The following is a 23610-nucleotide window of genomic DNA, read 5'->3' on the forward strand; positions in this document are numbered from 1 at the left end:
CATTTATTTGACCCCCTTTGGATTTAAATAAAGAGACACCGCTCGTTGTTGTATCGGTGTCTCTTTGTATTTATCGGCTTTCTATCATTAACATTTCATCATAGATTAAGTTCTGTCTAAGCTCAGTCGCTGTTTTCATGGATATTTGCTCATCTTCAACCATTTGCTGAATGATATCACGTTCAATTTGCATTGCATTCAACTGAAAATGACTCACCATCTCTTCAAAGCGATTAGCTTCTTTTTCACTTAATGTTCCGAATGGATTCAAATAACGATTATATCTTTGAATGACAAGCATGACTTCATGACGGTTTTCAGGTGTAGTTTGTTGTTTGATCAATGAAATAGCTTCCTTTGAAGCTTCTTTTTGTGCTTTACGGAACTCACGTATCAGGTCAGCATTTTTAACGATGGAGTCCTCCAATTTAGCTTCCCATTTCTTATCCCATTTGACATTGATCTTTTTCTTGAAAAGAATGGCCTGCAAATTGATCCAAGCCCTTTTCAGCGAAGATTTTTGCATATAATTTAAGGTTCTTGAAATATACACTTTATAAAGTTCAAAGGCTGTTTCCGATATAGTCCCTTTTTCGACTAATCCAGAAACGACCTCCAATTCCTTGTTGGCACCTAGCTCCACTAAATCGCGTATTGTCCGATTATCCGGTCTATTCGTTATTCCCCGCTCCAAATCTATCAGTTGTTCATTTAAATCTTCCATCACTTGATGGACTGCTTTCTGATTATCGATGGTTGCTTCTTTGCTCAGCTGTTCGATCGTTTTATTTAAAACAATTTCATAAGCCTCCTCAGGGGTTAGGCGCTCATCTTTGAATACAACCGGTGTCTTTACCAGTAATGGCAAAAGAACCGTAGCCAATATGACGCTTAACAATATGACGCAAGCTGCGATAAACAAGACTGTATTACGCATCGGGAATAAAGTGTCATCCGGCATGAAATATGGTATGGATAAAGCTGTGGCCAATGTGATGGTACCATGAATGCCGCAAACGGATGTCAAAAATGCAAATCGGGATCTTGAGACATAATCATCATGGGTGTTTTCGCTATCTTCTGGATGAACCCTTGACATGATGAATTGCTCTAAGGGATTCACTCTGTTTTTCGTGAAAGTATCATGTAAAATGTATACCCAAATAAAACGGATCACCAATAATAAAAGAACAATCAGAACACTTATCCCAAAAAGATTACCCCTATTTTGGTCGGACTCAATTTCCTGATAAACACTCGGCAACATGAATCCTAATAAAGCAAATACAAGTCCATTCAAAACATAACCTAATACAGACCATGTATTAGTTGACACAATTTGCAATTTAGTTGTGGAACTCTGAAGGCGGTCCCGCTCGATGCCATGGATTACACCTGCAGCAACCACTGCCAAGATTCCGGATACATGGAATTCCTCAGCTACCATATATATGGCAAAAGGCGTAATCAATTCAATAACAATGGACATGGAGATTTCTTCGAGTCCATGAACCCGTAAAAATAATCGTAATTTAACGATTAAATAGCCCAATAGGATACCTATAAAGATACCGCCTAAAGCTACAAATATAAAATTTAGCGAAGCATCTTTTATAGAAAATACCCCAGTTAGGGCAGCTGTCAAGGCAACTTTAAAAGCAACGATTCCAGCAGCATCATTGAAAAGTGATTCACCTTCAAGGATGGGCATCATATTTCCGGGCAATTTCAACCCTTTTGTAATCGATTGTACCGCTACGGCATCTGTAGGGGTAATCGTTGCTGCTAAAGCAAAAGCGACAGCCATCGGCATATCGGGTATTAACCAGTGGATGAAAAACCCTCCTGCAAAAACAGTCACGAACACTAACCCAAAGGCCAATAACAGAATAGGTTTACGCAATTCAAGCAATTCTTTACGGGACGTATTTTTTCCTTCTGTAAAGAGAAGCGGAGCAATGACACAGATCATGAATAATTCTGAGTGAAAATCCAACGATAATGGAAATGGCAATAATGAAAGTATTGCTCCCATGGATATCTGATATATCGGCAGTGGAATACGAGTCCATTTGGCATTTAATATTGTAGCGATTATTGTGGAAACTAATAATCCGAGCAATGTGATTAAGAATGACATAGAATCTCCCTTATCTTCTAATGTTTTAGTCTGTTTGCCCATGAATCTTCTATAAAATGATAAAAAAGCAGAGGTATTTTAAAGCGAATATCCATACTTTAAAAAGTATCCCCTACTTTATGGCCTTGCATATCTTTCAAAATCCATACTTAAACAGAGGCAGCATTTTTCACTGGCCTCGGTTTTTGATATACCCCTTTGTTATTAATTACAAACAGGATATCACAAAGTATTACGGTTTATTCAATATCAACTTATAACATAACTTTTCAATTTGCTAAATATAGGTTCATGCTGAGCTCATGATTTTCTGTATAAAATACCCTTAATGAAGAAACATAGAAAAATGGAGTTAGAGCGACCTGCAAAAAAATGGGGGTAACCAGCTTGATTCGTAATGTTGGCAAATTGCTAAGAAAAAAGAAAGAAAAAAAATCCCTGGTACAAAATGATTACCTGGATTCCAAACCTGCAGATTCACTTGATGCGAATTTCAGTCAAAATGTAGAATCACTTCGTTCTGTTTATGATAATTGCTCGGATGTCATGTTCCGCTCGTTCTTACTTTTCGGAAAGACGCGGGCGATGCTCATTTACATTGCGGGACTCTCAGACATCGAGGCGATAGAGCAATATGTGCTTTCCCCACTCATGCAGGGGTCATCAAAAGAACCACAACCATTAAATGAGTTTATTGAACATAAAATGCCCGTTCCTAAAGTGGTAAAAGTAAATTTGTTGGCGGATTGCATTGAATCGATTTCCTCTGGAAATCCGATCCTTCTATATGAAGGGGGAAGCGATGGATTTTCTTTAGGATTGTCCAAATGGGAAAAGCGGGCGATTGAAGAACCTGTGGCAGAGGGGGGAGTTAGGGGGTCAAGAGAGGGATTTATTGAATCTCTAGAGGTAAATACTTCCCAATTGCGACGTATTATCAAAAGTCCTGCCCTTAAAATACAATCTATGAAGATTGGAACTCTTACCAGGACGAATGTTTCAATTGCTTATATAGATGGACTTGCGGATAAAACACTGATTGAAGAGATTTCAACACGGTTGGAACGAATTAAAATAGACGGTATTTTAGAAAGCGAGTACATCGAGGAAATGATTGAGGACAATCCGTTTTCACCTTTCCCTCAGATCATGTCGACAGAACGGCCGGATGTAGCCTGTGCCAGCTTGCTGGAGGGACGAGCTGTCATTCTTGTAGAAGGAACTCCTTTTACTTTAATTGCACCAATATCTTTCTTTTCTTTGATTCAATCACAAGAGGATTATGCTCAACGTTTTATGGCAGGCACATTTATCCGTTGGTTACGATATTTTTTTATGGGATTATCTCTTTTGCTTCCTTCACTTTATGTTGCTATTTTAACGTTCCATCATGAGGCGGTCCCAACCGCACTCCTGCTAAGCATAGCAGCATCCCGGGAATCGGTCCCTTTTCCTGCAATAGTAGAGGCATTGGCTATGGAAATTACGTTTGAAGCACTAAGGGAGGCAGGGGTTCGATTGCCGAAGCAGGTAGGTTCTGCCGTCAGCATTGTTGGAGCGCTAGTGATTGGTCAAGCTTCCGTACAAGCGGGGTTAGTTTCAGCGCCAATGGTCATTGTGGTTGCGATTACGGGAATCGCTTCTTTTATGATACCTCGCTATATTGCCGGAATTGCTTTCCGGATGCTGCGATTCCCAATGATGCTGCTTGCCGGTACCTTAGGGCTGCTTGGCATAATGATGGGAATCATCGCCATAGTCATTCACTTATGCAGCTTACGTTCCTTTGGCGTACCATACTTAGCGCCACTGGCGACGTTAAAAGGTAAAGAGCTGAAAGATGTTCTGTGGAGAGCCCCTTGGTGGATGATGGATACACGTCCGCGTCTCACAGGGGATTCTAATGTATACCGTCAAGCCCAGGAACAGAAACCAAATCCAAAAAGGGGGAGTGAAACGGAGTGAATAATTGCTGGAAGCGAAAAAGGATCTCGGAGAAAGGAAAGAAGCGAGACTTCATGAAAAGCGTCCTTCTTTTCCTCGTTATTTGTGGAACGACCCCTTTTCTAAGCGGTTGTTGGGATCGAATAGAAATCACTGATTTGGCGATTGTCACAGCAGCCACCATCGATAAGAAGGGTAATAATCAAATCGAACTATCCGTCCAAGTCTTCATTCCAAGTTCAATTAGCAGTGGAGGCGGTCAAGGAGGGAGCAGTCAAGGGGGGAGTGGGGTTACGACAATGGTGAGATTTGCAAAAGGCTCCAATATTTCAGATGCATTGTCTAAGCTTCAAAGCAAGCTTCCGCGAAAAATATTTTGGGGACATTGTAAAGTATTTGTATTCGGTGAAAAGTTAGCGATGGAAGGAATTCAAGAGCAGCTGGATTTTTTGTTACGCCATCCTCAGCCAAGAGAGAAAGCAAATGTGTATGTCAGTAAAGGGATAGCAAAGCCTATCCTTGAATCTTTGCCACCCCTGGAAAACTATTCAGGGGAAGTGCTTAGAGAACTATCTGACTTACATATTGGGATGCTGGTCACACTACAGGATTTAGATGAAATGTTAACAGGTAAACCTCAAGCTGCCGTACTTCCAGTCGTTAAAATATTGCCGCCGGGGAAAGGGCAAACAAAATTACAGGGGATTCCTTACATTGTCGGAACAGCCGTTTTTAAAAAAGATAAGATGACCGGGACGATGACGGAAAAAGAAACAAGAGGGCTGTTGTGGTTAAGGGATGAAATGGAATCATACACTGTGACCTTTCAACCCGAAGGTGTGAAAGGGGAGATTTCTTTGAATCCAGTGACGGCTCAAATCAAGAAGATTCCACAATTTCGAAATAACAAATGGAAATTGTTAGTGAAGGTAAATACAGAAGGAGCTGTTATACAAAATGGAACGAATTTAAACCTTTCAAGTCCAAAAATGCTAAAAGCTGCAGAACGAGCATACCAAAAAGATATAGAAGACCGCATCTATATGGCTTTTCTGCATACTCAGGATAAGAAAGCGGACATTTTAGGGGTGGGTAAAGATTTCTATAGGAAATACCCTAAACAGTTTAATAAGGTCGAAAACCACTGGGAGGATATATTCGCTGAGATGGAAGTGGAAATCGATGTTGCGGCCCATATTCGAAGACAGGGCTATATAAACAAACCGGCAGGCTTGTCTGAAAATGAGGTGAAGGTCAAGTGAGATGGGGGGCTTTTTTGTGTACAACCGTGATCGTAGCTTTAATCATTTTGTTTGAATGGCCAAAAATGAAAAAAAATCCCAAAAAAGATAAAGTGGCATTTCTTACACTGCTCCTCACTGGCTTGGTTCTGTCCATGTTCAATCTCCCTCAGATGTCAGGACCCACTCAATGGATGGAAACTCTTTTCAGGCCATTTGGAGAGTTTATGGAAAAGTGAATCTGTTGCGGGATTAAATTCATTCCATTAAAGAAAGGAGGGAGCAGATGGAGAAAGGAAAAATTTCATCTCTGCAGATGGCATTCATGATGTATCCGACGATTGTGGCAACGGCTATGCTCGGAGTTCCAAGCATCACTGCCAAATATGCCAAAACTGATCTATGGCTTTCCCCCATTTTTGCTGCGCTAATAGGGTATCTGACGGTGTATATTGCATATAAACTGCATAAAATTTTTCCAAAACAAACGGTTTTCCAATTCACTGAAAAGATCATTGGTCTGATTCCGGGGAAAATTATCGGTTTCTTACTTTTGTTTTTTTATATCCAGAACACGGGGATAATCGTTAGAGACTACGCGGAATTTGTTGTCAGCTCTTTTCTGGTAAATACCCCCATTAGTGTGATCATGGCATCGATGGTGCTTTTGTGTGCTTTCATCGTACGCGGGGGAATAGAGGTGTTGGGGCGAGCTGCTGAGTTGTTTGTACCGGTTTTTATTTTCCCAATCTGTATCGTAATTCTCTTGCTGATTCCTGACTTCGATTTTATGAATATATTTCCGGTATTGGGTAATGGCTTAATGCCCCCAATCAAGGGTGCGATTGTACCGGGAGGATGGTTCAGCGAGTTTTTTCTGATCATTTTTCTTCTTCCTTTTTTGGCGGATATGAAAAAAGGGATGAAATCCGGGATGATGACTGTATTTGCCGTGATGATGACATTAATCGTGGTGAATCTTTTGGTTCTATTTGTACTAGGGGGAACAACACCCTCAAAGAATTACCCCTTGATGAATACATCTCGATACATTAGTATCGCCGACTTTTTTGAACATGTGGAGTCCGCGGTCATGGCGGTATGGATAGTAGGGGCGTTTTTAAAAATTTCCGTATTTTATTATGTATCTGCTTTAGGTACGGCGCAGTGGCTGAATCTTTCCGACTATCGGCCCGTTGTATGGCCGATGGGGATCCTGATTGTCATTTTCAGTTTTTGGTCGTTGCCTAGCTCAATAGATGTTAATCGTAATGATATCATGGCCTTCCCTTTACAAGGAATCTTGATGCAAACGATTATTCCTCTGATATTGTTGGTGATTGCGGTTTTAAGGAAAAGAAAACGTAAAGGAACCGAAACAAGCTGAATGGGCGTTTTTATGCTAAATATCCTATCGATAAGGTGCTATCTATGTTCATTCTCGCGCAACGGGGGCAGAACCAACTGATTGGATTGCATCTTTTTTTAGCCGTTTGATGAGTTTACAAAAAAATGAATCTATCCAGTGGGTTGTGTGATTTCAGATTTACGTACTACCACAGAAAGGAGGAAGACGATGGAGAAAGGAAGAATTTCAGCTTTACAGATGGCATTCATGATATATCCAACAATCGTGGCAACGGCTATTCTTGGTGTCCCAAGCATCACAGCCAAATATGCCAAAGCTGATTTATGGCTTTCCCCCATTTTGGCGTCTCTCATCGGGTATGCGACGGTGTATATTGCTTATAAACTGCACAAACTTTATCCGAAACAAACGGTTATCCAATTCAGTGAACAGATCATCGGTCGGATTCCGGGGAAAATTCTTGGTTTTTTATTCTTGTTTTTTTATATCCCGATCACAGGGCAAATCCTAAGGGAGTATGGAGAATTTATTGTCGACTCTTTTCTGGTCAAAACTCCGATTAGCGTGATCATGGCATCGATGCTACTCCTCTGTGCCTTTATCGTCCGTGGAGGGATAGAGGTGTTGGGGAGAGCTGCCCAATTGTTTGTTCCTGTTTTTATCGTTCCGATCCTCCTCTTAATCATCTTACTCGGCCCTGATTTTGAATTTAAGAATATATTCCCGATATTGGGGAATGGAATTATGCCTCCAATCAAAGGTTCAATTATACCGGGAGGATGGTTCAGCGAGTTTTTCCTGATCATTTTTCTCCTCCCTTTTTTAGCGGATATGAAAAAAGGAATGAAATATGGGATGATGACTGTGTTTGCTGTGATGATGACGTTAGTTGTGGTGAATCTTATCGTTCTTTTTGTACTCGGATCGACAACATCCACAAAGAATTATCCCCTGATGAATGTAACTCGGTATATCAGTTTAGCCGACTTTTTTGAACATTTGGAGTCCGCCATCATGGCCGTATGGATAGTAGGAGCGTTTGTCAAAATTTCTGTGTTTTATTATGCAGCTGCTTTGGGTACTGCGCAGTGGATGAATCTCTCCGACTATCGTTCTGTTGTATGGCCGATAGGGATTTTGATTGTAGAATTCGGCTTTTGGTCGTATCCTAGCTCTATGGCTGTCAGTCGATATGATATGGTCGCCTTCCCTTTTCATGGAGTTTTGATGCAAACAATTATTCCTCTGTTATTGTTGGGAATTGCTATGGTTAGAAAAAGAAATAGTCAGAGAAAGGGAAGCAAATCGAGCTGACCTTTCAGCTGATTTTTTGATTTTCGATTTAAGAGGCTTGAAAAAGTATGGGCATGAAAGTAGGCAAAAGGAGCTCTAATCTTAATGTTAAAACAAAGTTGATAGGAATGAAATGTACGAGACTCCTGCTTCGAAAAGCGCTTCAATGGGAGAACCCGCAGGCGCAATGGCGCCGCGGGCACTACGTTCCAATCAAAGGCCAATTTTAAAAACCTACAAAAAATTGTAGACAAACACAATTATTTTGGAGTTTGTCTACATCTGCAACCATTCCGTTTTCGAATGGTTTTTTTGTTGCGAGAAACTGGAGATCATTAGATGTATTTTGCAGCAAGTTAAAAATAAATAACAATTTTTTTCAAACCGTTTGGAAGTTTGTCCCGTTATCTATAGTACAAAGGCTTTTTAGAGGGGAGAGATAAAAGACTTGAAAAAGGTCATTTTTGTCGGTTGGATAGCATTGATGGCAGTCTTGTTAGGATTTTCACCGGAAATGGGTACGAAACGGGGGCAAGCTGTCAACGATGTCGTAAAAGTATACGGTCCAGGTGGCCCTCTTGGACCTATCAAGGAAATAGCGGAACGATTCACCAAAGAAACAGGGATAAAAGTTGAAGTTACAGCGGGACCCGAAGAAAAATGGATTGATCAAGCCAAACAGGATGCGGATATCATTTATGGAGGGTCCGAATATATGCTGACTGAATTCATGCATGATCATCCGGAGGTCCTTGATGAAAAAAAACGTACAGAATTGTATGCACGGTCAGCTGGCATTCTGGTTAGAAAAGGAAACCCAAAGAATATACAGTCATTGGAGGATTTAACGAAGAAGGGCGTAAAGATTGTAGATGTTAATGGAGCCGGGCAACTGGGGCTATGGGAAGATTTGGCCGGAAGAAAGGGGTTGATCCCTGGAATTAGCAGGAATATTGACATTTCAGTGAAGTCCAGTGCAGAAGCTATCGATCTATGGAAGGCAAATTCTAAATTGGACGCATGGATTACTTATGAATCCTGGCATTACCGTCTGGCGGATGTGACGGACCTGGTTCAACTTCCTGAAGAAGACAAGCTCTATAGAGGGACCCCGGTAAGCATAACAAGTAAGAGTGAAAACAAGAAAAAAGCAAAACGATTCATTGATTATCTTAAAACGGAAGAATCCCATCAAGTATTTCAAAAATGGGGATGGAAGTAAATTTTATGAGGAGTGAGAGTATATGAAAAAGTGGATGGTATTTTCAGTTTTTATGATGGTCCTAGTTTTGGCGGCATGTGGAAATGAAGCTGATGATTCACCAAAAAATGATCAAGTGGTTAGTGGGACTGCCGATGAAAAAGCGGTAACCCTAAAATTGTTGGAAAGTGAAACAACAGACGAATACCTGGCTGATTCCAAGGGAATGACACTTTACTTTTTCAAGAATGATAAATCAGGAAAAAGCAATTGCATGGGTGATTGTCTCAAAAAATGGCCGCCATTCATGGAAAAGGATTTTGCTGTCCCTAGAGGATTTGAGGAAAAAGACTTTGGAACCATTAAAAGGGAAGATACGGGGGAAGAGCAGGTAACCTACAAAGGTTTTCCACTCTACTATTTTGTGAATGATAAGGCAGCGGGAGATGTCAATGGCGAAGGTGTGAAAAATGTTTGGTATATTGTAAATAACAAGACGATTTTTCCAAAATAAGAAAAAAGGGACGATCATTGATGGTCGTTCCTGTTATACGTTTTTTTCAAAAATTTACTTGTGAGGAGTTGCAGGTGCGATTGAAAGAAAAACTTGATAAGGAATTGATGGCATTAGTAATGAAAAAGCATCGTCCTGCTCTGGAAGAACTTTATGACCGGCATATTAAATTAATCTATGGTTTTATTTTTAAGTTCACAAATGGAAATGCTGATAAAACGAAGGAGATTGTGCAGTTGGTCTTTTTAAAGCTCTGGACCACAAAAAGCAGTTACAATTCCGAAAAGGGGCACTTTGTAAGCTGGCTTTTGACCGTTACACGAAATGTGTGTGTGGATTATGTCCGTAAAGACAGCGTTCATATCCGGAATAACAAACAAATGGACATGAGTCATCCAATAGACATAGAAGATCCTAATAATGATATAGAAAATGGGCTATTATACAGTGAAATTGCCAATGCAAAGAGTAAGTTAAGCAAGCCGCAAAAAAGGCTGATTGATTTACTGTATTGGAAAGGGTACTCGTTAACGGAAATTGCCAAAATTGAAAATGAACCGGTTGGTACCATCAAGAGCAGACTTCATCAGTCGCTTAAATTGTTGAAAAAGTATTTGGAAGTAGGTGGTTTGTAAATGGATACAGAGTGCACTAACCTGCTTTCATTTTTATCGGGTGAACTGGGAGAAAAAGAAAAAAAAGCATTCACGGAACACTTAATGCAATGCTCTGAATGCACTAGGGAGTATGAACAAATGACGGAAGCCTGGAATTCATTGAAATGGGATTTCGAAGAAATAGAACCTTCTTCTTCCCTGAAATCAGAGGTTATGAATTTTGTCTTTGAGACTGATGATGAAGCTCCGGTGAGAAGGGAAAAGAATTGGAGCAGTTTTTTCTTTAAGCAGTTTACACCAGTCACTTCAGGTCTCGTACTGGCCGCACTGGTTTTGGCGTTTGTGCTGTTATATTCCAATATTCAACTGAAAAAAGAACTTGCGGCTGTCGATCTGCCAATGGAGGTTAAAACGTCGCTATCTTTGCAGCCAGCCGATATGACCGCTGTAAAAATGAATACGGACGGTGCTGCATACATTTTGCAGCAAGGTGAAGAAAGAAGGTTAATCGTTCAGATTCAGAATTTGCCTAGCCTTCAAGAATCAGAGGTGTATCAGGTGTGGTTACTGAAAGATGGAAAACGGACAAACGCAGGAACTTTCAAGCCTGATGAAGCCGGCACAGGATCGTTGACATACAAATTGTCCATTAATGATAAATTCAATCATATTGGCATCACAAGAGAACCAGATGCAAATAGTACAAAGCCGAGAGGTGAAAAAATAGTAGGATCTTCTTAAAAATAAGAGACTTGCCCTAAAAGGGGAAGTCTCTTATTTACTGTTCGTGCCTGATTTCAATAGCTAAGTGATTTAAACAAGAAGAAGTCGCGATTTACAATGGAAGCTCATATGAATTGGAATATAAGTGTTTACCCTTCACCATCGATCAATAGCAACGAATAACCAGCATTTTTTTTGGCTGGGGGCCAATGGACTTGTTTAAGGGTGGACAAACATCGTCATTTTCATGGTGCCTATTTATTCATTAAGTCCTCACAGTACTCCCGGATCAATGCTGAGGCTTTCGTTTGGCTGATGGAGAGGTCCTTCGCGACTTTCCTTGATGATTTATATGTTTGGTAAGATTTCCTGATCAATATCCGTTTCGTTTCATCAAGTGCTTTATCGAGAGTAGTGGGGAGATCGATCTGTGTGACCTGTTCAACGTTCTCGGTTATCATTTCTGGCAAGTCGGACATTAAAATAACGGAGTCACTTATTAAGACCAACCTTTCAATCAAGTTTTCGAGCTGGCGTACATTGCCTGGCCATGAATAATGAATTAATAGATTCAAGCATTCTTCCGAAATGACTTTATTTTCGTGATATCTTTCATTGAACTTGTTTAAAAAATTGTACGTAAGGGGAATGATATCTTCTTTACGTTCTCGCAATGGAGGCAGTTGAATATCAATCACATTCAAACGGTAAAATAAATCTTCCCGGAATCTTTTATCATTGACCATTTCTATTAAGTTCTGGTTTGTTGCTGCGACTATGCGGATATCGACTTTTTTCATTTCACTGCCGCCGACGGGAATGAATTGTTTGTCCTGGATTACTTGGAGAAGCTTTGCCTGCAGAGCGAGCGGAATTTCCCCAATTTCATCAAGAAAGACAGTGCCACCGTCTGCGGATTCAATCAATCCGCGTTTTCCAGTTTTGTTTGCACCGGTAAATGCACCTTTTGAATAGCCGAATAGTTCAGATTCGAGCAGTTCCTCCGGGATTGCTGCACAGTTGATTGTCAGAAAAGGTTTGCTTTTCCGTTTACTGATCCGGTGGATGAAATGGGCAAGCACTCCTTTTCCCGTTCCAGATTCCCCTTGGATTAAAATCGTGGAATCAGTCGGCGCGACCTTTTCACAAAAAGTGAGGATGCGGTTGATTTTACCGCTATTAGTAATGAATCTCCCCGTTTCATCTTCGTCATGAGTGATTTTTGACTCACCACTTGCTTCATTTGCTTTTAACATTTTATATGTTTGGGTTTCTGTGGAGGTAGTGACGACCAGTTCAATTTCCCCCGCATCATTTAAAATTGGAATCGCTGATGTCATCAATTCAGCCCCGATATACGTTTGTTGTTTTATGTAGCAAGGTTTTTTCCTTTTAAATACCTCAGGCACGATGGAGGGTTTCCAGTACCCTTTTTCAAATAAGTCCACATTATATTTGCCAATGACATCAGTAGGTTTCAGACCATAATGGCGCTCACATGCCTTGTTGACGTAAAGAATCCGCTTTTCGCCGTCAAGGACGAAAATCTCATCTGAGGAATGATCAAGAATTTTTAATAAAGTTTGGAGCGTCATCTCGACACTGTCAGTAGAATCCGTACTTTTCATATGGTAATCCTCTTTTCAAAAGGGAATGAGTGAATTTTGATTAAGGTTTCATCAATTTCGAGTTAATTATAACTCGGTATGACAGCGTTTTCAATTTGAATTCTAAATATTTTGTTTATTCAGAGTGTTTCCGGAGGTTGGCACGCATATTGCATTATATAAAATTATCAATTGGTGAAATTGACGAAGTGCCACGTTTGCATGTCAGATTATTGCATGAATCGACATCTGAGCATAGCAGAATTCTAGTAAGCGGATTTATCTTATTCAAGGAAGACATCTAGGGGGAATGAATTTGGAAGAAAAGTATGAAGTATCTGACATCACTATTATCGGGGGAGGACCGGTTGGTTTGTTCACCGCTTTTTATGCGGGGATGCGCCAAGCTTCAGTGAAAATCATTGAAAGTCTCCCTCAATTGGGAGGGCAGCTATCTGCTTTGTACCCTGAAAAATACATTTATGATATTGCAGGTTTCCCGAAAATCCAGGCCCAGGAGCTCATCGATCGATTACTGGAACAAATGGGTCAATTCAAAGCGGATATTTGTCTTAATCAATCTGTAGAGACCATTGTTCGTACTTCGGATGGGATGTTTGCCATTACGACATCCGAAGAAACACATTACACGAAAGCGATAATCATAACTGCTGGAAACGGGGCATTCCAGCCTCGGAAACTAAAAATGGAAGGTGAAGAAAGATTTGGAAATGCCAACCTTCATTATTTCGTCCAGAATATGAGTCAATTCGCTGATAAGAAAGTGGTTGTGTTCGGTGGCGGTGATTCGGCGGTCGACTGGTCGCTAATGCTTGAACCGATAGCCGAAAAAGTGACACTCATTCACCGCAGGGATAAATTTCGTGCCCATGAACATAGTGTAGAGCGCTTGAAACAATCCAAGGTTGAGGTCTTGACTCCTTATCTCCCAGCCGAATTGATCGGAGATGAACATATAGAAAAAGTGATTGTGACGGATGCGAAGAGTGGAAAACCGCTTGAATTGGAAGTCGATGACGTTCTCGTCAATTATGGATTCGTATCATCAATAGGGCCAATTAAGGATTGGGGTCTTGAAATTCAAAACAATTCCATTGTTGTCAATTCTAAAATGGAAACGAATATCAAAGGCATATACGCAGCAGGAGATATTTGCACGTACGAAGGCAAGGTGAAGCTGATTGCTAGCGGGTTCGGTGAAGCGCCTACAGCAGTGAGTAATGCAAAAGTTCATATCGACCCGAGTGCGAAAGTTCAGCCGCTGCACAGCACGAGCACAATGGGAGGAAAAGAGAAAAGCACAACGTCCGTTTAATTATGTAAATGGGGAGGGAAACCACATGGCTAAATACACAGTAGTTGACCAGGAGACATGTATCGCTTGCGGGGCATGTGGAGCGGCTGCACCGGAGATTTTCGATTATAACGATGAAGGAATCGCCTTTTCAATCCTGGATGCCAACACAGGAATAACCGAAGTATCCGAAGATCTGGAGGAAGACTTGGAAGATGCCTTTGATGGTTGTCCGACAGATTCGATTAAGTTGGCGACGGAACCTTTCGCCAATATACCGGTGTCAGCCGGCTGAATCGGAAGTTCGGATGAATCAAGAAATATCAATTTTTAATAGCAAGTATGGCAGGGATGCTAGTAATCACTTTTTAGGGGGAAATGAATGATGGCTTATAACAAGGTGGAAAATGTAACAAATCGTACATTTGAAAGAACATTGACATATGACAAATACACGGATCCGAAAGTTCTCGAAAAGGAAATCGATCTAGTATTCTCTAAATCTTGGCAGCTTGTGGGTCATGTCAGCCAATTGGAAAAAGTGGGATCATTCTTTACGACAGAGGTAGCCAATGAGCCGATCATAGTGAACCGCGGCCAGGATGAGGTGATCCGCGCTTTTTATAACGTATGTCCGCATCGTGCAACTAAGCTTGAAAAAAGTGAATCAGGCAAGAAGAAAATTTTACAGTGCAGTTATCATGGTTGGACATTCAAATTGGATGGGAAATTGAACAAAGCGCCGAATTTTAAAGGAGAAGATGAAGCCTGTGTACAAGATGCCTGTTTACGCTCCGTTCGCATGGAAATCTTGGAATCTTTAATTTTTGTAAACTTGGATGATAATGCGAAACCGCTTAGTGAATCTTACGGCGATTTCTTTGACCGTTTAAGTAAATACCCGTTTTTAAGTGAGTTAAAAAGAACAAGCCAAAAAACGAGGGTGATCAAGGCAAACTGGAAAGCGTTCATAGATAACTATTTAGAATGTGACCATTGCCATGTAGCACATCCAAGCTTTGTTGCAGCACTTGATATGGATGATTACCAAATCATTACTTGTGATAACTATTCACTGCAAGGTTCGATTGTTAAACCGGATAAAAATTACGGAACGGTTGATTTAAATAAGGCGGAAATGCAAGGAGGATCCTTTTTCTGGCTGTGGCCTAACTTGATGTTGACCATTTATCCAGGTCCTGGAAATATGGCGACCATTCAAATGGTTCCGATTGATCACGAAACGACTTTGGCTGTTTACACATATTATTTCCGCGATGAGAATTTGACTCAGGAAGAGAAAGATCTTGTTACGTTTGCCGAACAAGTCCGTCAAGAAGATGTGGAACTTGTAGAGCTGGAACAAATCGGTTTCCGCTCCCGTGCCTTTAACAAAGGTAGATATTCTTCTTCGGAAAAAGCAATTGTTCAATTTCATGAAATGGTATTGGAGGCCCTAAATGAGTAAATTAGCGAATCAATTTAAATCGATGAAACAATATTTGATGATCAATGGCGAAAAAGTCGAAACGGAAAGCTATGCCCCGCTATATTCCCCTTTTTCCGGGGAAGAAATCGCCCAAATTGCCATGGCGGATAAAGAGCTGACCGAAAAGGCGATTGCAGCCGCCTACAATGCGCGCGAAGTCATGGCAAAAATGCCAGCATATCAAAGGGCGGATATATTGGAGAAGGCTGTCGCGTTATTAATGGAGAATGCCGAAGAAGCGGCAGAAATCATTTCCCGTGAATCAGCCAAACCGATCATGTTCGCAAAAGCGGAAGTTGGAAGGACCATCGAAACGTATAAGTTCTCGGCTGAAGAGGCTAAAAGGATTCACGGTGAAACAATTCCTTTTGATGCAGCCATAGGCGGTGTTGGCCGAATTGGTTACACGTTAAGAGAACCGATCGGGGTCATTGGTGCCATCACTCCATTTAACTTCCCGATGAATTTAGTGGCGCATAAAGTCGGACCGGCAATAGCTGCAGGGAACACCATTGTTTTGAAGCCTGCTTCGCAAACTCCGCTGTCCGCACTTTTCATCGCAGAAATTTTTGAAAAAGCGGGTCTGCCGGCTGGCGTATTAAATGTAGTGACAGGACCGGGTAGCACTGTCGGAGAAGCGATTGTAGAAAACGATCGGGTAAGCATGATCACATTCACAGGCAGCCCAAGCGTTGGAATCGGAATCCGCAACAAAGCGGGTCTGAAAAAGACCACACTTGAACTTGGCTCGAACTCGGCCTTAATCATTGATAAAGATATAGATATCGATAAAATTATCGAACGCTGCATCATGGGTGCCTTCTCCAATCAGGGGCAAGTCTGTATTTCATTGCAACGTGTATATGCACATGAAGAAGTGTATGAAGAGTTTGTCGAAAAATTCACTGCAGCGGCCAAAAAACTTAGAATTGGCGATCCATTGGATCCGGATACGTATATTTCCGCCTTAATCTCCAAAGGGGAAGCAGCCCGTGTATTGGGCTGGATTGAGGAAACTAAAGGCAGTAGGGCAACGATCGCTGCAGGGGGGGAATTGCGAGGTGACATTCTTGAACCGACAATCATTACAGATGCGGATCATACGCTAAAAGTCTCATGCCAGGAAGCATTTGCTCCGGTTGTCATTGTAAATAAAGTGGGTTCAGTGAAGGAAGCGATTGATCAAGTGAATGATTCCCGCTTTGGCTTGCAGGCCGGGATATACACAAACAATGTGAAAAACGCATTGTACGCATCACGGGAATTACATGTAGGCGGTGTGATCATCAATGATGTGCCGACCTATCGTGTCGATCAAATGCCATACGGCGGAGTCAAAGAAAGCGGGACTGGCCGTGAAGGCATTAAATATGCTGTGGAAGAAATGACCGAAATGAAATTGGTCGTTTGGAACCAAGACTGAAAATCGAGGAGATCATTTATGAAACAATTCAAAATTGCGGTCATCGCAGGAGATGGCATTGGCCCTGAAGTGATTAATGAAGGCATAAAAGTATTAAAAAAAGTGGCTGAACTGGATTCAGGTTTTCAATTGGATTTCACATACTTCCCATGGGGCTGCGAATTTTATGCCGAAAATGGTAGAATGATGGATGATGATGGGATAGAAAAGCTGAAATCGTTTGACGCGATTTATTTGGGAGCGGTCGGGTTTCCGGGCGTTCCAGACCATATTTCCCTATGGGAGCTATTATTGAAAATCCGTAAAAGTTTTGATCAGTATGTCAATATCCGGCCCGTGACATTATTAAAAGGGGCTCACTTGCCTCTCGTTGATGTGAAACGTGAAGATATTGATATGCTGTTCATCCGCGAAAACAGTGAAGGTGAATATTCAGGCGCAGGAGATTGGCTGTTTAAAGGGCAGGAACATGAAGTTGTTCTGCAAAACAGTGTGTTTTCCCGTAAAGGGACGGAAAGGATCATCCGATATGCTTTTGAAACCGCGAAAAAAGAAGGCAGATCGCTCACGAGCATTTCTAAAGCCAACGCCTTGAATTATTCGATGGTTTTCTGGGATCAAGTATTCGAAGAGGTCAGCAGGGAATATCCCGAAGTCGAAACGGCTTCATATCTTGTCGACGCAGCGGCAATGCTGATGATCAAAGACCCGAAGCGCTTTGAGGTCGTTGTCACTTCGAACCTGTTCGGTGATATTTTAACAGACTTAGGAGCAGCGCTTGCTGGAGGAATCGGACTTGCTGCCGGTGCCAACATTAATCCTGAAAGGGAATTTCCATCGATGTTCGAACCAATTCACGGCTCAGCTCCTGACATTGCCGGCAGGGGTATCGGAAATCCGCTTGCTTCCATTTGGTCAGCAAGCCAAATGCTCGACTTTTTTGGATATGAATCACATGGTAAGATTGTGCTTGAAGCGATTGAGCAACTGTTGATGGAAGCCCGGGTGCTCACGCCCGATATGAATGGCACGGCATCCACTTCCGAAGTGGGGGACCGGGTAGCGGAAATCATCGAGTCTATCATTTTATCCAGAGTCTGACGGTGAAATGATCGTTCAATTTGATTGAATGGTCATTAATATAAATGTTGAAATGAAGTTGACTACATCTTTTTTGTCATTAGCCCCGGAATGGTACCGAGGGCTAATGACAAAAATTTAACTTTTTATTCAACAAAGAAAACGTTTACATAATGCGTGTAAACTGTCTATCTTATTATTTAAGGGGTGATTGGATGAAAAGTAAGAAATATGTGTTTTACATATCATTAGCAATCAGCTTAGGCTTAATAGCCATTGGTATATTCATGCCAAGCCAATTAGAGAGTTTTTCTAATTCATCGCTTGATTTTATCTACAATAATTTGGGTTGGTTCATTTTGGGGAGTGTTTTTACTTTCTTTGTGTTTTGTATGTATATAGGACTGTCTAAATTCGGTCATATACGTTTAGGAGAAGATAGCGATCGCCCTGAATATAAAACAGCAACTTGGATTGGTATGCTATTTAGTGCTTCCATTGGAATCAGTCTAGTATTTTGGGGCGTGGCAGAACCTGTTTCCTACTATATTAATCCTCCTTTTGGTAAAGCCACTTCCGAAGAGTCAGCAAAGCTCGCTTTGCAATTAGTTTACTTGCATTGGGGAGTTTCGGCCTGGGCTTGTTATGCACTTGTAGGAGTTTCTCTAGCATTCTTCCAATTCAGAAAAAAATTACCTTCTTCATTAAGTTCTGTTTTTTATCCCTTAATAGGAGACAAAATCAGAGGCCCCATTGGAAAGGGGATCGATGTGATTGTCATTCTCTCCATCGTCATTGGCATTGCTACGTCGCTAGGTTTTGGTACGTTGCAGGTCAACAGTGGCTTGAACTTTCTGTGGAGTCTGCCGATGAATGTTAGTGTTCAAACATCTATTATTGTGGTAGTGACAATTATTTATGTAGCATCCACGGTTTCTGGGCTACAAGGGGCCATGAAACATTTATCCAATCTAAATATGCTGCTAGCTTTTGCATTATTGGCCTTCGTTCTTTTTCTCGGACCGACCCAAACCATTTTTAAAGTCTTTTTCCAAGGGATAGGTGATTACGTTCAAAACTTTGTAGGCATGTCGTTCAGGACTGAGCCTTATAGTGATGAAAAAGGGACTTGGATAGCTAGTTGGACTTTATTTTATTTTGGTTGGTGGATTGCTTGGGCGCCGCTTGTTGGAAGTTTTGTCGCTAGAATATCAAAAGGCAGAACGATTAAAGAATTTATGATGGGTGCCGTATTCATTCCGGTAATAGGATCATTCTTCTGGTTTGCTGTTATGGGGGGCTCAGCCATTCATTTAATTCAAAATATGGGTGAAACAGCACTAGCTACTGCAGTTTCGACCGACGTGACATCGGCATTGTTCAAATTTTTTGATTATTTTCCGATGACTACATTTTTAAGTATTCTAGCTATGGTACTCGTACTGGTTTTCTTTATCACATCTGCTAACTCAGCTGTTTTTGTGTTAGGGATGTTTAGCGAAAATGGAAATCCAAATCCATCCCATTCAATAAAAATAATATGGGGAGCTGTCATTGCGGCAATTTCTATCGTATTGATCATGACTGGTGGTCTGGCAGGTTTGCAATCTGCACTTGTTGCAACCGCTGTTCCTTTGGCGGTGCTAATGCTCATCATGTGTTATTCTACATATAAAGGTCTTAAAGCCGAAATAGGTCTAACAATGGGAAAACAAAATAAAGAATCTGAACAAAAAGCGCCCCTTCCTAAAAAAAAGGCTTTATAAACAGGGGATTGTGTCATCGGTCGAATAATGGACACTAATAAAACGGTGTTCATTATTCGGCTTTTTTATGCTTGGAGGAAGTTATTCTTCGTCAGGATTCTAATGATAGGAATAATAATACAGATGATGACTTTAAGGTTCAGTTTGGATACAGGAGGCAGCGATGAAATACGAGATTATCTTATTTGATGTTGATGATACATTGCTAGACTTTGGAATATCGGAAAAAAAGGCACTGCATGAAGTCTTCTTGGAGTTCGGTTTGCCCACAGGGGCGGAGGACTATGCGGGATGCTACCAAGAAATCAGTCAGGTATTATGGAGGGACCTGGAACAGGGGCTTATTGATTTAACAAATCTGGGAGTGGAGAGGTTTAAGCGATTGTTCCTCAAGCATGGGCTTGATATCGATGCGGATGCGTTCAGCCGTGCATACCTTGGACATTTGGGAAAGGAAATACATCTTCTGCCTGGGGCTTTAGAGGTTTGCGAGAAGCTTGGAGGATGCCGGCTGGCTATTATAACAAATGGCTTCACGACAGTGCAGACAGCAAGAATCGGGGGGTCACCCCTGTGCAATACCTTTGAGACTTTGATAATTTCCCAAGAGGCTGGGTTTCAGAAGCCTGATAGGGGGATTTTTGATTATGCATTTTCCAAGTTAAAGATCACGGATAAATCGAAAGTGTTGATGGTGGGTGACTCCTTGACATCAGATATACAGGGCGGTTTGAATTATGGAATGGATACATGCTGGTACAATCCCCATCAAAAGGATAATAATCTCGGAATCAAGCCCACCTATGAAATCCGGACGCTCACTAATCTTTTGGAGATTGTAGGAAGCAAGGAAGTATAACGAGGTATATGCGTTCTAAAAAAACAGAGGCCGCTCGTCCGAGTGATCGGACTTGCAGCCTCTGTATTACTCATGCCAGAGATTTTAGTATCAGTTCAAATCCAGCTCATGTGGCTTGAGTGTTTGATCCTTTTCAATCCTTTTGCTGAAATGTGGTGATAATATACAAAGCGCCACGGAAATTGCGAGACCTGCCATCATGAATCCGCCAAAAACCAAAGGGGATGGGCCATATGATTCCGCCATGGCAGTCCAGATGAGCGGACCGAAACCTGCAATGGCTGCCGCGACCTGATAACCGACAGATAATCCAGTATAACGGACCTTGGCTGGAAAGAGCTCCGAGAATAATGTCCCTTGTGTCGAAAAAATGGCTCCCCAGATGACGCCGAGTACAACTGCCTGCATAATGTAGAACCAGCCGACCCCACGCCCAATCAATGTGAAATATGGGATGGCCAAAAGGAAAAGGAGAATCAGGCCCCCAAAATAGATGATTTTTCGATTAATGAAATCTGAAATGTAACCAATGACAGGAATGGTAATTAGCATTGTAGCGCAGCCAATCGTTAAACCGGTAAGGGCTGAATCTTGGGAATAACCAAAATACAATGTAGTAAAGACGAGAACATAGGACATGATGAATACATTGAAGAACCCGTCCCCAATTTTTAGTCCGATCACTTGGAGCACACTTCTCCAATCGTGTTTCAACGTTTCAATAATGGGAACTTTCGCAAGATCACCGCTATCTTTCTGTTGCTTGAACTCCGGCGTTTCTTCAATGCCACTCCTTACCCAGATTGCCAATGCGATCAGTACACCGCTTAAAAGAAATGGAATCCGCCAACCCCAAGCTAAAAATTGGGCATCTGTTGTCAAGGAACTGATAAGGGTTAGGCTGAATGAACCGGCAACCAAACCGATGGGGACCCCTAGTTGGGGAATGGATCCATATAACCCACGGACACCCTTTGGAGCAGATTCCGTTGCCAATAGGATGGCTCCGCCCCATTCACCTCCCAAGGAAATTCCTTGAATCAACCTCAGCACCACCAAGATGGCGGGGGCGGCCAACCCAACCTGGGCATAAGTGGGCAGAACACCGATAAGCATTGAACTCCCTCCCATACCAATAAGGGTGAACATAAGTGCTGCCTTCCTTCCGATGCGATCACCCATATGGCCGAATAGGATACTTCCGATTGGACGGGCAGCGTAACCAGCCCCGAAAGTGACAAAGGCGAGAAGAAGTGAAATCGCCGGATCATGATTCGGAAAGAATAGAGTTGTAAAAACTAGGCCTGTTGCTGTCCCGTATAAATAGAAATCATACCACTCAATAACGGAACCAGCTAAACTAGCGAAAAGGACTCGACTTTTTTTCATGGAAATGCTCCTTTAATGCGTAGTATTTCATCAAAATTGTTTACAGCAATAAATAAATCTGAAATGAACAAAAATGATGCTTAAGGAATATAAGTAAAAAACTGGATTATTTAGATTATTTTAGAGGGGTTATCCATGCTGGTCAACATATTTCTGATTTTTCTGAAAAAATGAAGCGAATAACTTAGCTCTCACCACCTGTATTGGAATATAATTCATTCTAAAGTAATGGAAATAATGATTTGAACTTCCCGGATAAAATGAAAAAGTTTTAACTAAGGAGGAGAATTAAACTCAAAACATTTAGAATTTTTCATGTATAGAAGAGTGGCAAAGTGGAAATCATGTGGATAAGGAAATGAAAAAAGAGGAAAGGATAAGATTTCAAGAAATAATAATAATCTCCAAGTTATTTAGTATAATAGAAAAAAGGTTAAGGAGTTGGTTTCGTATGGAGAAGCAATTGCCAGGAACATCGCTTGAACCTGAAGAGATGGCTGAAATGGTTTTAAAAAAGGCCCTTAGTGATTACCGGAGGGCACAAATCGAAAAAGAAATCGATGACTCATTAAGAAATCGAGATAAGGAAGAGTTCCTTCGTTTAACTGAAATATTGAAGGGGATTTCATGAAATTTCATACACTGTGAAAAAGACAAGTAGTAATGATATTGAAAGTACACCTAAAAGCCAGCAGGGCTCGATCATTTAAATATGATGTAGATGAAGCTTTATATAACTGGAACATTCTAATTAAATAGCAATCTATAGTATTATAACATTTTACATTGTAAGCGCTTTCTTATATAATCAAATAAAGAAAACGATGGAGAGTAGATGTAAGTGGACTACGGCGGAATACACGGGTATTAGTGGCTGAAATGTTCATGCACCGGGATAATGACTAAAAGGGGGAAGAGATATGAAAAAGGATGGAGTGTCGTTAATCGAATTTGTTCAGGAGGATCGATTTGAACTCAGCTCCTACATTACTTCTTTATTTAACAAACTGAATGACTATGTTCCCAAAAGTCTTAAAGATAAAAGGTGAATGACAATAAAAAACGGGTCAGGAAGATCTGCATGACTTCCTGATTCTTTTTTTATTTTGTTTTTGGGATTTAGAGTTCTGAGGCCCAAAGTCAAAGGTACAATAATGGACAATGAGAATCGTTATCGACTAAAAATGTTTCATTATTATCATATCGATTAGAGTTGTTCATAATGTTCGTTCAGAGAGGAAAATGGTAGTAAAAGAAGGAAATGCAGACCAAGTAGTAAAACGGTTCAGTGGGGAAGGGATCATTGAAAGGCAGGATGGGTTCAGCGATTTAAGTGTGATCGTGAAAAAAGTGCGACGCGGCGATGAAGAGGTCATCATCAATTGGTCGGAGGCATATTTGAAGCAGTGGGAAAAGAGTGAAGCCCATATCGCAGGCCATAAAGCAAACCTTGGGAAACCAAAGCCTGAATATATCGTCAGTTCGGAAGGATCATTATATGAAGTGAAGGCTATTAAAAAGGCAGTGGACAACTTACTAGCCTTTTTTGAATTCCGTACATTAGAAAAGTTAAGTTACTGGGTGGAATATCCCATTTCTCAACTATCGCGTCGTATAGGGATGCGGAATGGTGGCCGTTC

General features: G+C 41.2%; 20 protein-coding genes and 1 pseudogene. 18 read left to right on the forward strand and 3 right to left on the reverse strand.

Annotated elements, in window-relative coordinates:
• Positions 1-70: 70 nt before the first annotated feature.
• Positions 71-2140, reverse strand: coding sequence for a Na+/H+ antiporter (locus JNUCC41_RS13105; protein ID WP_192207933.1), 2070 nt, complete (start codon positions 2138-2140; stop codon positions 71-73).
• A 387-nt stretch (positions 2141-2527) separates the two neighbouring features.
• On the opposite strand from JNUCC41_RS13105, the gene JNUCC41_RS13110 reads away from it, so the two are divergent.
• From JNUCC41_RS13110 to JNUCC41_RS13145, 8 genes are all read left to right on the forward strand, one after another.
• Positions 2528-4105 carry a spore germination protein gene (locus JNUCC41_RS13110; RefSeq protein ID WP_370662514.1) on the forward strand — a complete coding sequence of 526 codons (1578 nt, stop codon included), beginning with the start codon at positions 2528-2530 and terminating at the stop codon, positions 4103-4105.
• Entirely contained in the window at positions 4102-5346 is a 1245-nt protein-coding gene (locus JNUCC41_RS13115) for a Ger(x)C family spore germination protein (protein WP_192207935.1), read from the forward strand. Before JNUCC41_RS13110 ends, JNUCC41_RS13115 begins: the two co-directional genes overlap by 4 nt.
• 265 nt (positions 5347-5611) lie before the next feature.
• On the forward strand, positions 5612-6712 hold the full coding sequence (locus JNUCC41_RS13120; protein ID WP_192207936.1) for a GerAB/ArcD/ProY family transporter: 1101 nt from the start codon (positions 5612-5614) through the stop codon (positions 6710-6712).
• 189 nt (positions 6713-6901) lie between these two features.
• Positions 6902-8008 carry a GerAB/ArcD/ProY family transporter gene (locus JNUCC41_RS13125; RefSeq protein WP_192207937.1) on the forward strand — a complete coding sequence of 369 codons (1107 nt, stop codon included), beginning with the start codon at positions 6902-6904 and terminating at the stop codon, positions 8006-8008.
• A gap of 463 nt (positions 8009-8471) precedes the next feature.
• Positions 8472-9209: an extracellular solute-binding protein gene (locus JNUCC41_RS13130; protein WP_192208153.1), complete on the forward strand. Its 738-nt coding sequence runs from the start codon at positions 8472-8474 to the stop codon at positions 9207-9209.
• A gap of 22 nt (positions 9210-9231) precedes the next feature.
• On the forward strand, positions 9232-9702 hold the full coding sequence (locus tag JNUCC41_RS13135; RefSeq protein ID WP_192207938.1) for a COG4315 family predicted lipoprotein: 471 nt from the start codon (positions 9232-9234) through the stop codon (positions 9700-9702).
• Positions 9703-9782: 80 nt separating this feature from the next.
• Positions 9783-10337: an RNA polymerase sigma factor gene (locus JNUCC41_RS13140; protein ID WP_192207939.1), complete on the forward strand. Its 555-nt coding sequence runs from the start codon at positions 9783-9785 to the stop codon at positions 10335-10337.
• On the forward strand, positions 10338-11060 hold the full coding sequence (locus JNUCC41_RS13145) for an anti-sigma factor (RefSeq protein WP_192207940.1): 723 nt from the start codon (positions 10338-10340) through the stop codon (positions 11058-11060).
• A 236-nt stretch (positions 11061-11296) separates the two neighbouring features.
• Here JNUCC41_RS13145 and JNUCC41_RS13150 read toward each other — a convergent pair whose 3' ends face one another.
• A complete protein-coding gene (locus JNUCC41_RS13150) occupies positions 11297-12670 on the reverse strand; it encodes a sigma-54 interaction domain-containing protein (protein ID WP_192207941.1) in 1374 nt (457 codons plus the stop codon).
• Between the two features lie 295 nt (positions 12671-12965).
• Between JNUCC41_RS13150 and JNUCC41_RS13155 the strand changes: the two genes are divergently transcribed.
• The 7 genes from JNUCC41_RS13155 to JNUCC41_RS13185 all read left to right on the forward strand — a co-directional run bounded on the left by JNUCC41_RS13155 (position 12966) and on the right by JNUCC41_RS13185 (position 20581).
• A complete protein-coding gene (locus tag JNUCC41_RS13155) occupies positions 12966-13985 on the forward strand; it encodes an NAD(P)/FAD-dependent oxidoreductase (RefSeq protein ID WP_192207942.1) in 1020 nt (339 codons plus the stop codon).
• A 25-nt stretch (positions 13986-14010) separates the two neighbouring features.
• The gene (locus JNUCC41_RS13160; RefSeq protein WP_192207943.1) at positions 14011-14259 is read left to right on the forward strand and encodes a ferredoxin; all 249 of its coding nucleotides are present in this window, start codon (positions 14011-14013) and stop codon (positions 14257-14259) included.
• 90 nt (positions 14260-14349) lie between these two features.
• A complete protein-coding gene (locus tag JNUCC41_RS13165; protein WP_192208154.1) occupies positions 14350-15432 on the forward strand; it encodes an aromatic ring-hydroxylating oxygenase subunit alpha in 1083 nt (360 codons plus the stop codon).
• The gene (locus tag JNUCC41_RS13170; protein ID WP_192207944.1) at positions 15425-16876 is read left to right on the forward strand and encodes an aldehyde dehydrogenase family protein; all 1452 of its coding nucleotides are present in this window, start codon (positions 15425-15427) and stop codon (positions 16874-16876) included. The genes JNUCC41_RS13165 and JNUCC41_RS13170 overlap by 8 nt, the downstream gene beginning before the upstream one ends.
• Before the next feature lie 18 nt (positions 16877-16894).
• Entirely contained in the window at positions 16895-17977 is a 1083-nt protein-coding gene (locus JNUCC41_RS13175; protein WP_192207945.1) for a tartrate dehydrogenase, read from the forward strand.
• A 194-nt stretch (positions 17978-18171) separates the two neighbouring features.
• The gene (locus JNUCC41_RS13180) at positions 18172-19722 is read left to right on the forward strand and encodes a BCCT family transporter (RefSeq protein ID WP_192207946.1); all 1551 of its coding nucleotides are present in this window, start codon (positions 18172-18174) and stop codon (positions 19720-19722) included.
• Between the two features lie 163 nt (positions 19723-19885).
• Positions 19886-20581 carry a YjjG family noncanonical pyrimidine nucleotidase gene (locus JNUCC41_RS13185; protein ID WP_192207947.1) on the forward strand — a complete coding sequence of 232 codons (696 nt, stop codon included), beginning with the start codon at positions 19886-19888 and terminating at the stop codon, positions 20579-20581.
• A gap of 90 nt (positions 20582-20671) precedes the next feature.
• Here the strand turns inward: JNUCC41_RS13185 and JNUCC41_RS13190 are convergent, their stop codons facing one another.
• Positions 20672-21970, reverse strand: coding sequence for an MFS transporter (locus tag JNUCC41_RS13190; RefSeq protein WP_192207948.1), 1299 nt, complete (start codon positions 21968-21970; stop codon positions 20672-20674).
• Positions 21971-22421: 451 nt separating this feature from the next.
• On the opposite strand from JNUCC41_RS13190, the gene JNUCC41_RS13195 reads away from it, so the two are divergent.
• From JNUCC41_RS13195 to JNUCC41_RS13200, 3 genes and pseudogenes are all read left to right on the forward strand, one after another.
• Positions 22422-22601 (forward strand): IDEAL domain-containing protein, encoded by a 180-nt coding sequence (locus tag JNUCC41_RS13195; RefSeq protein WP_098370899.1) that lies wholly within the window; start codon positions 22422-22424, stop codon positions 22599-22601.
• Positions 22602-22890: 289 nt separating this feature from the next.
• A complete protein-coding gene (locus tag JNUCC41_RS27070; protein ID WP_260287369.1) occupies positions 22891-23019 on the forward strand; it encodes a hypothetical protein in 129 nt (42 codons plus the stop codon).
• 173 nt (positions 23020-23192) lie between these two features.
• A pseudogene (locus JNUCC41_RS13200) lies at positions 23193-23503 on the forward strand (antibiotic biosynthesis monooxygenase); the annotation flags it as partial.
• Positions 23504-23610: the final 107 nt, after the last annotated feature.

The sequence above is a fragment of the Brevibacillus sp. JNUCC-41 genome, from assembly GCF_014844095.1.
Classification (GTDB): Bacteria; Bacillota; Bacilli; order Bacillales; family DSM-1321; genus Peribacillus; species Peribacillus aracenensis.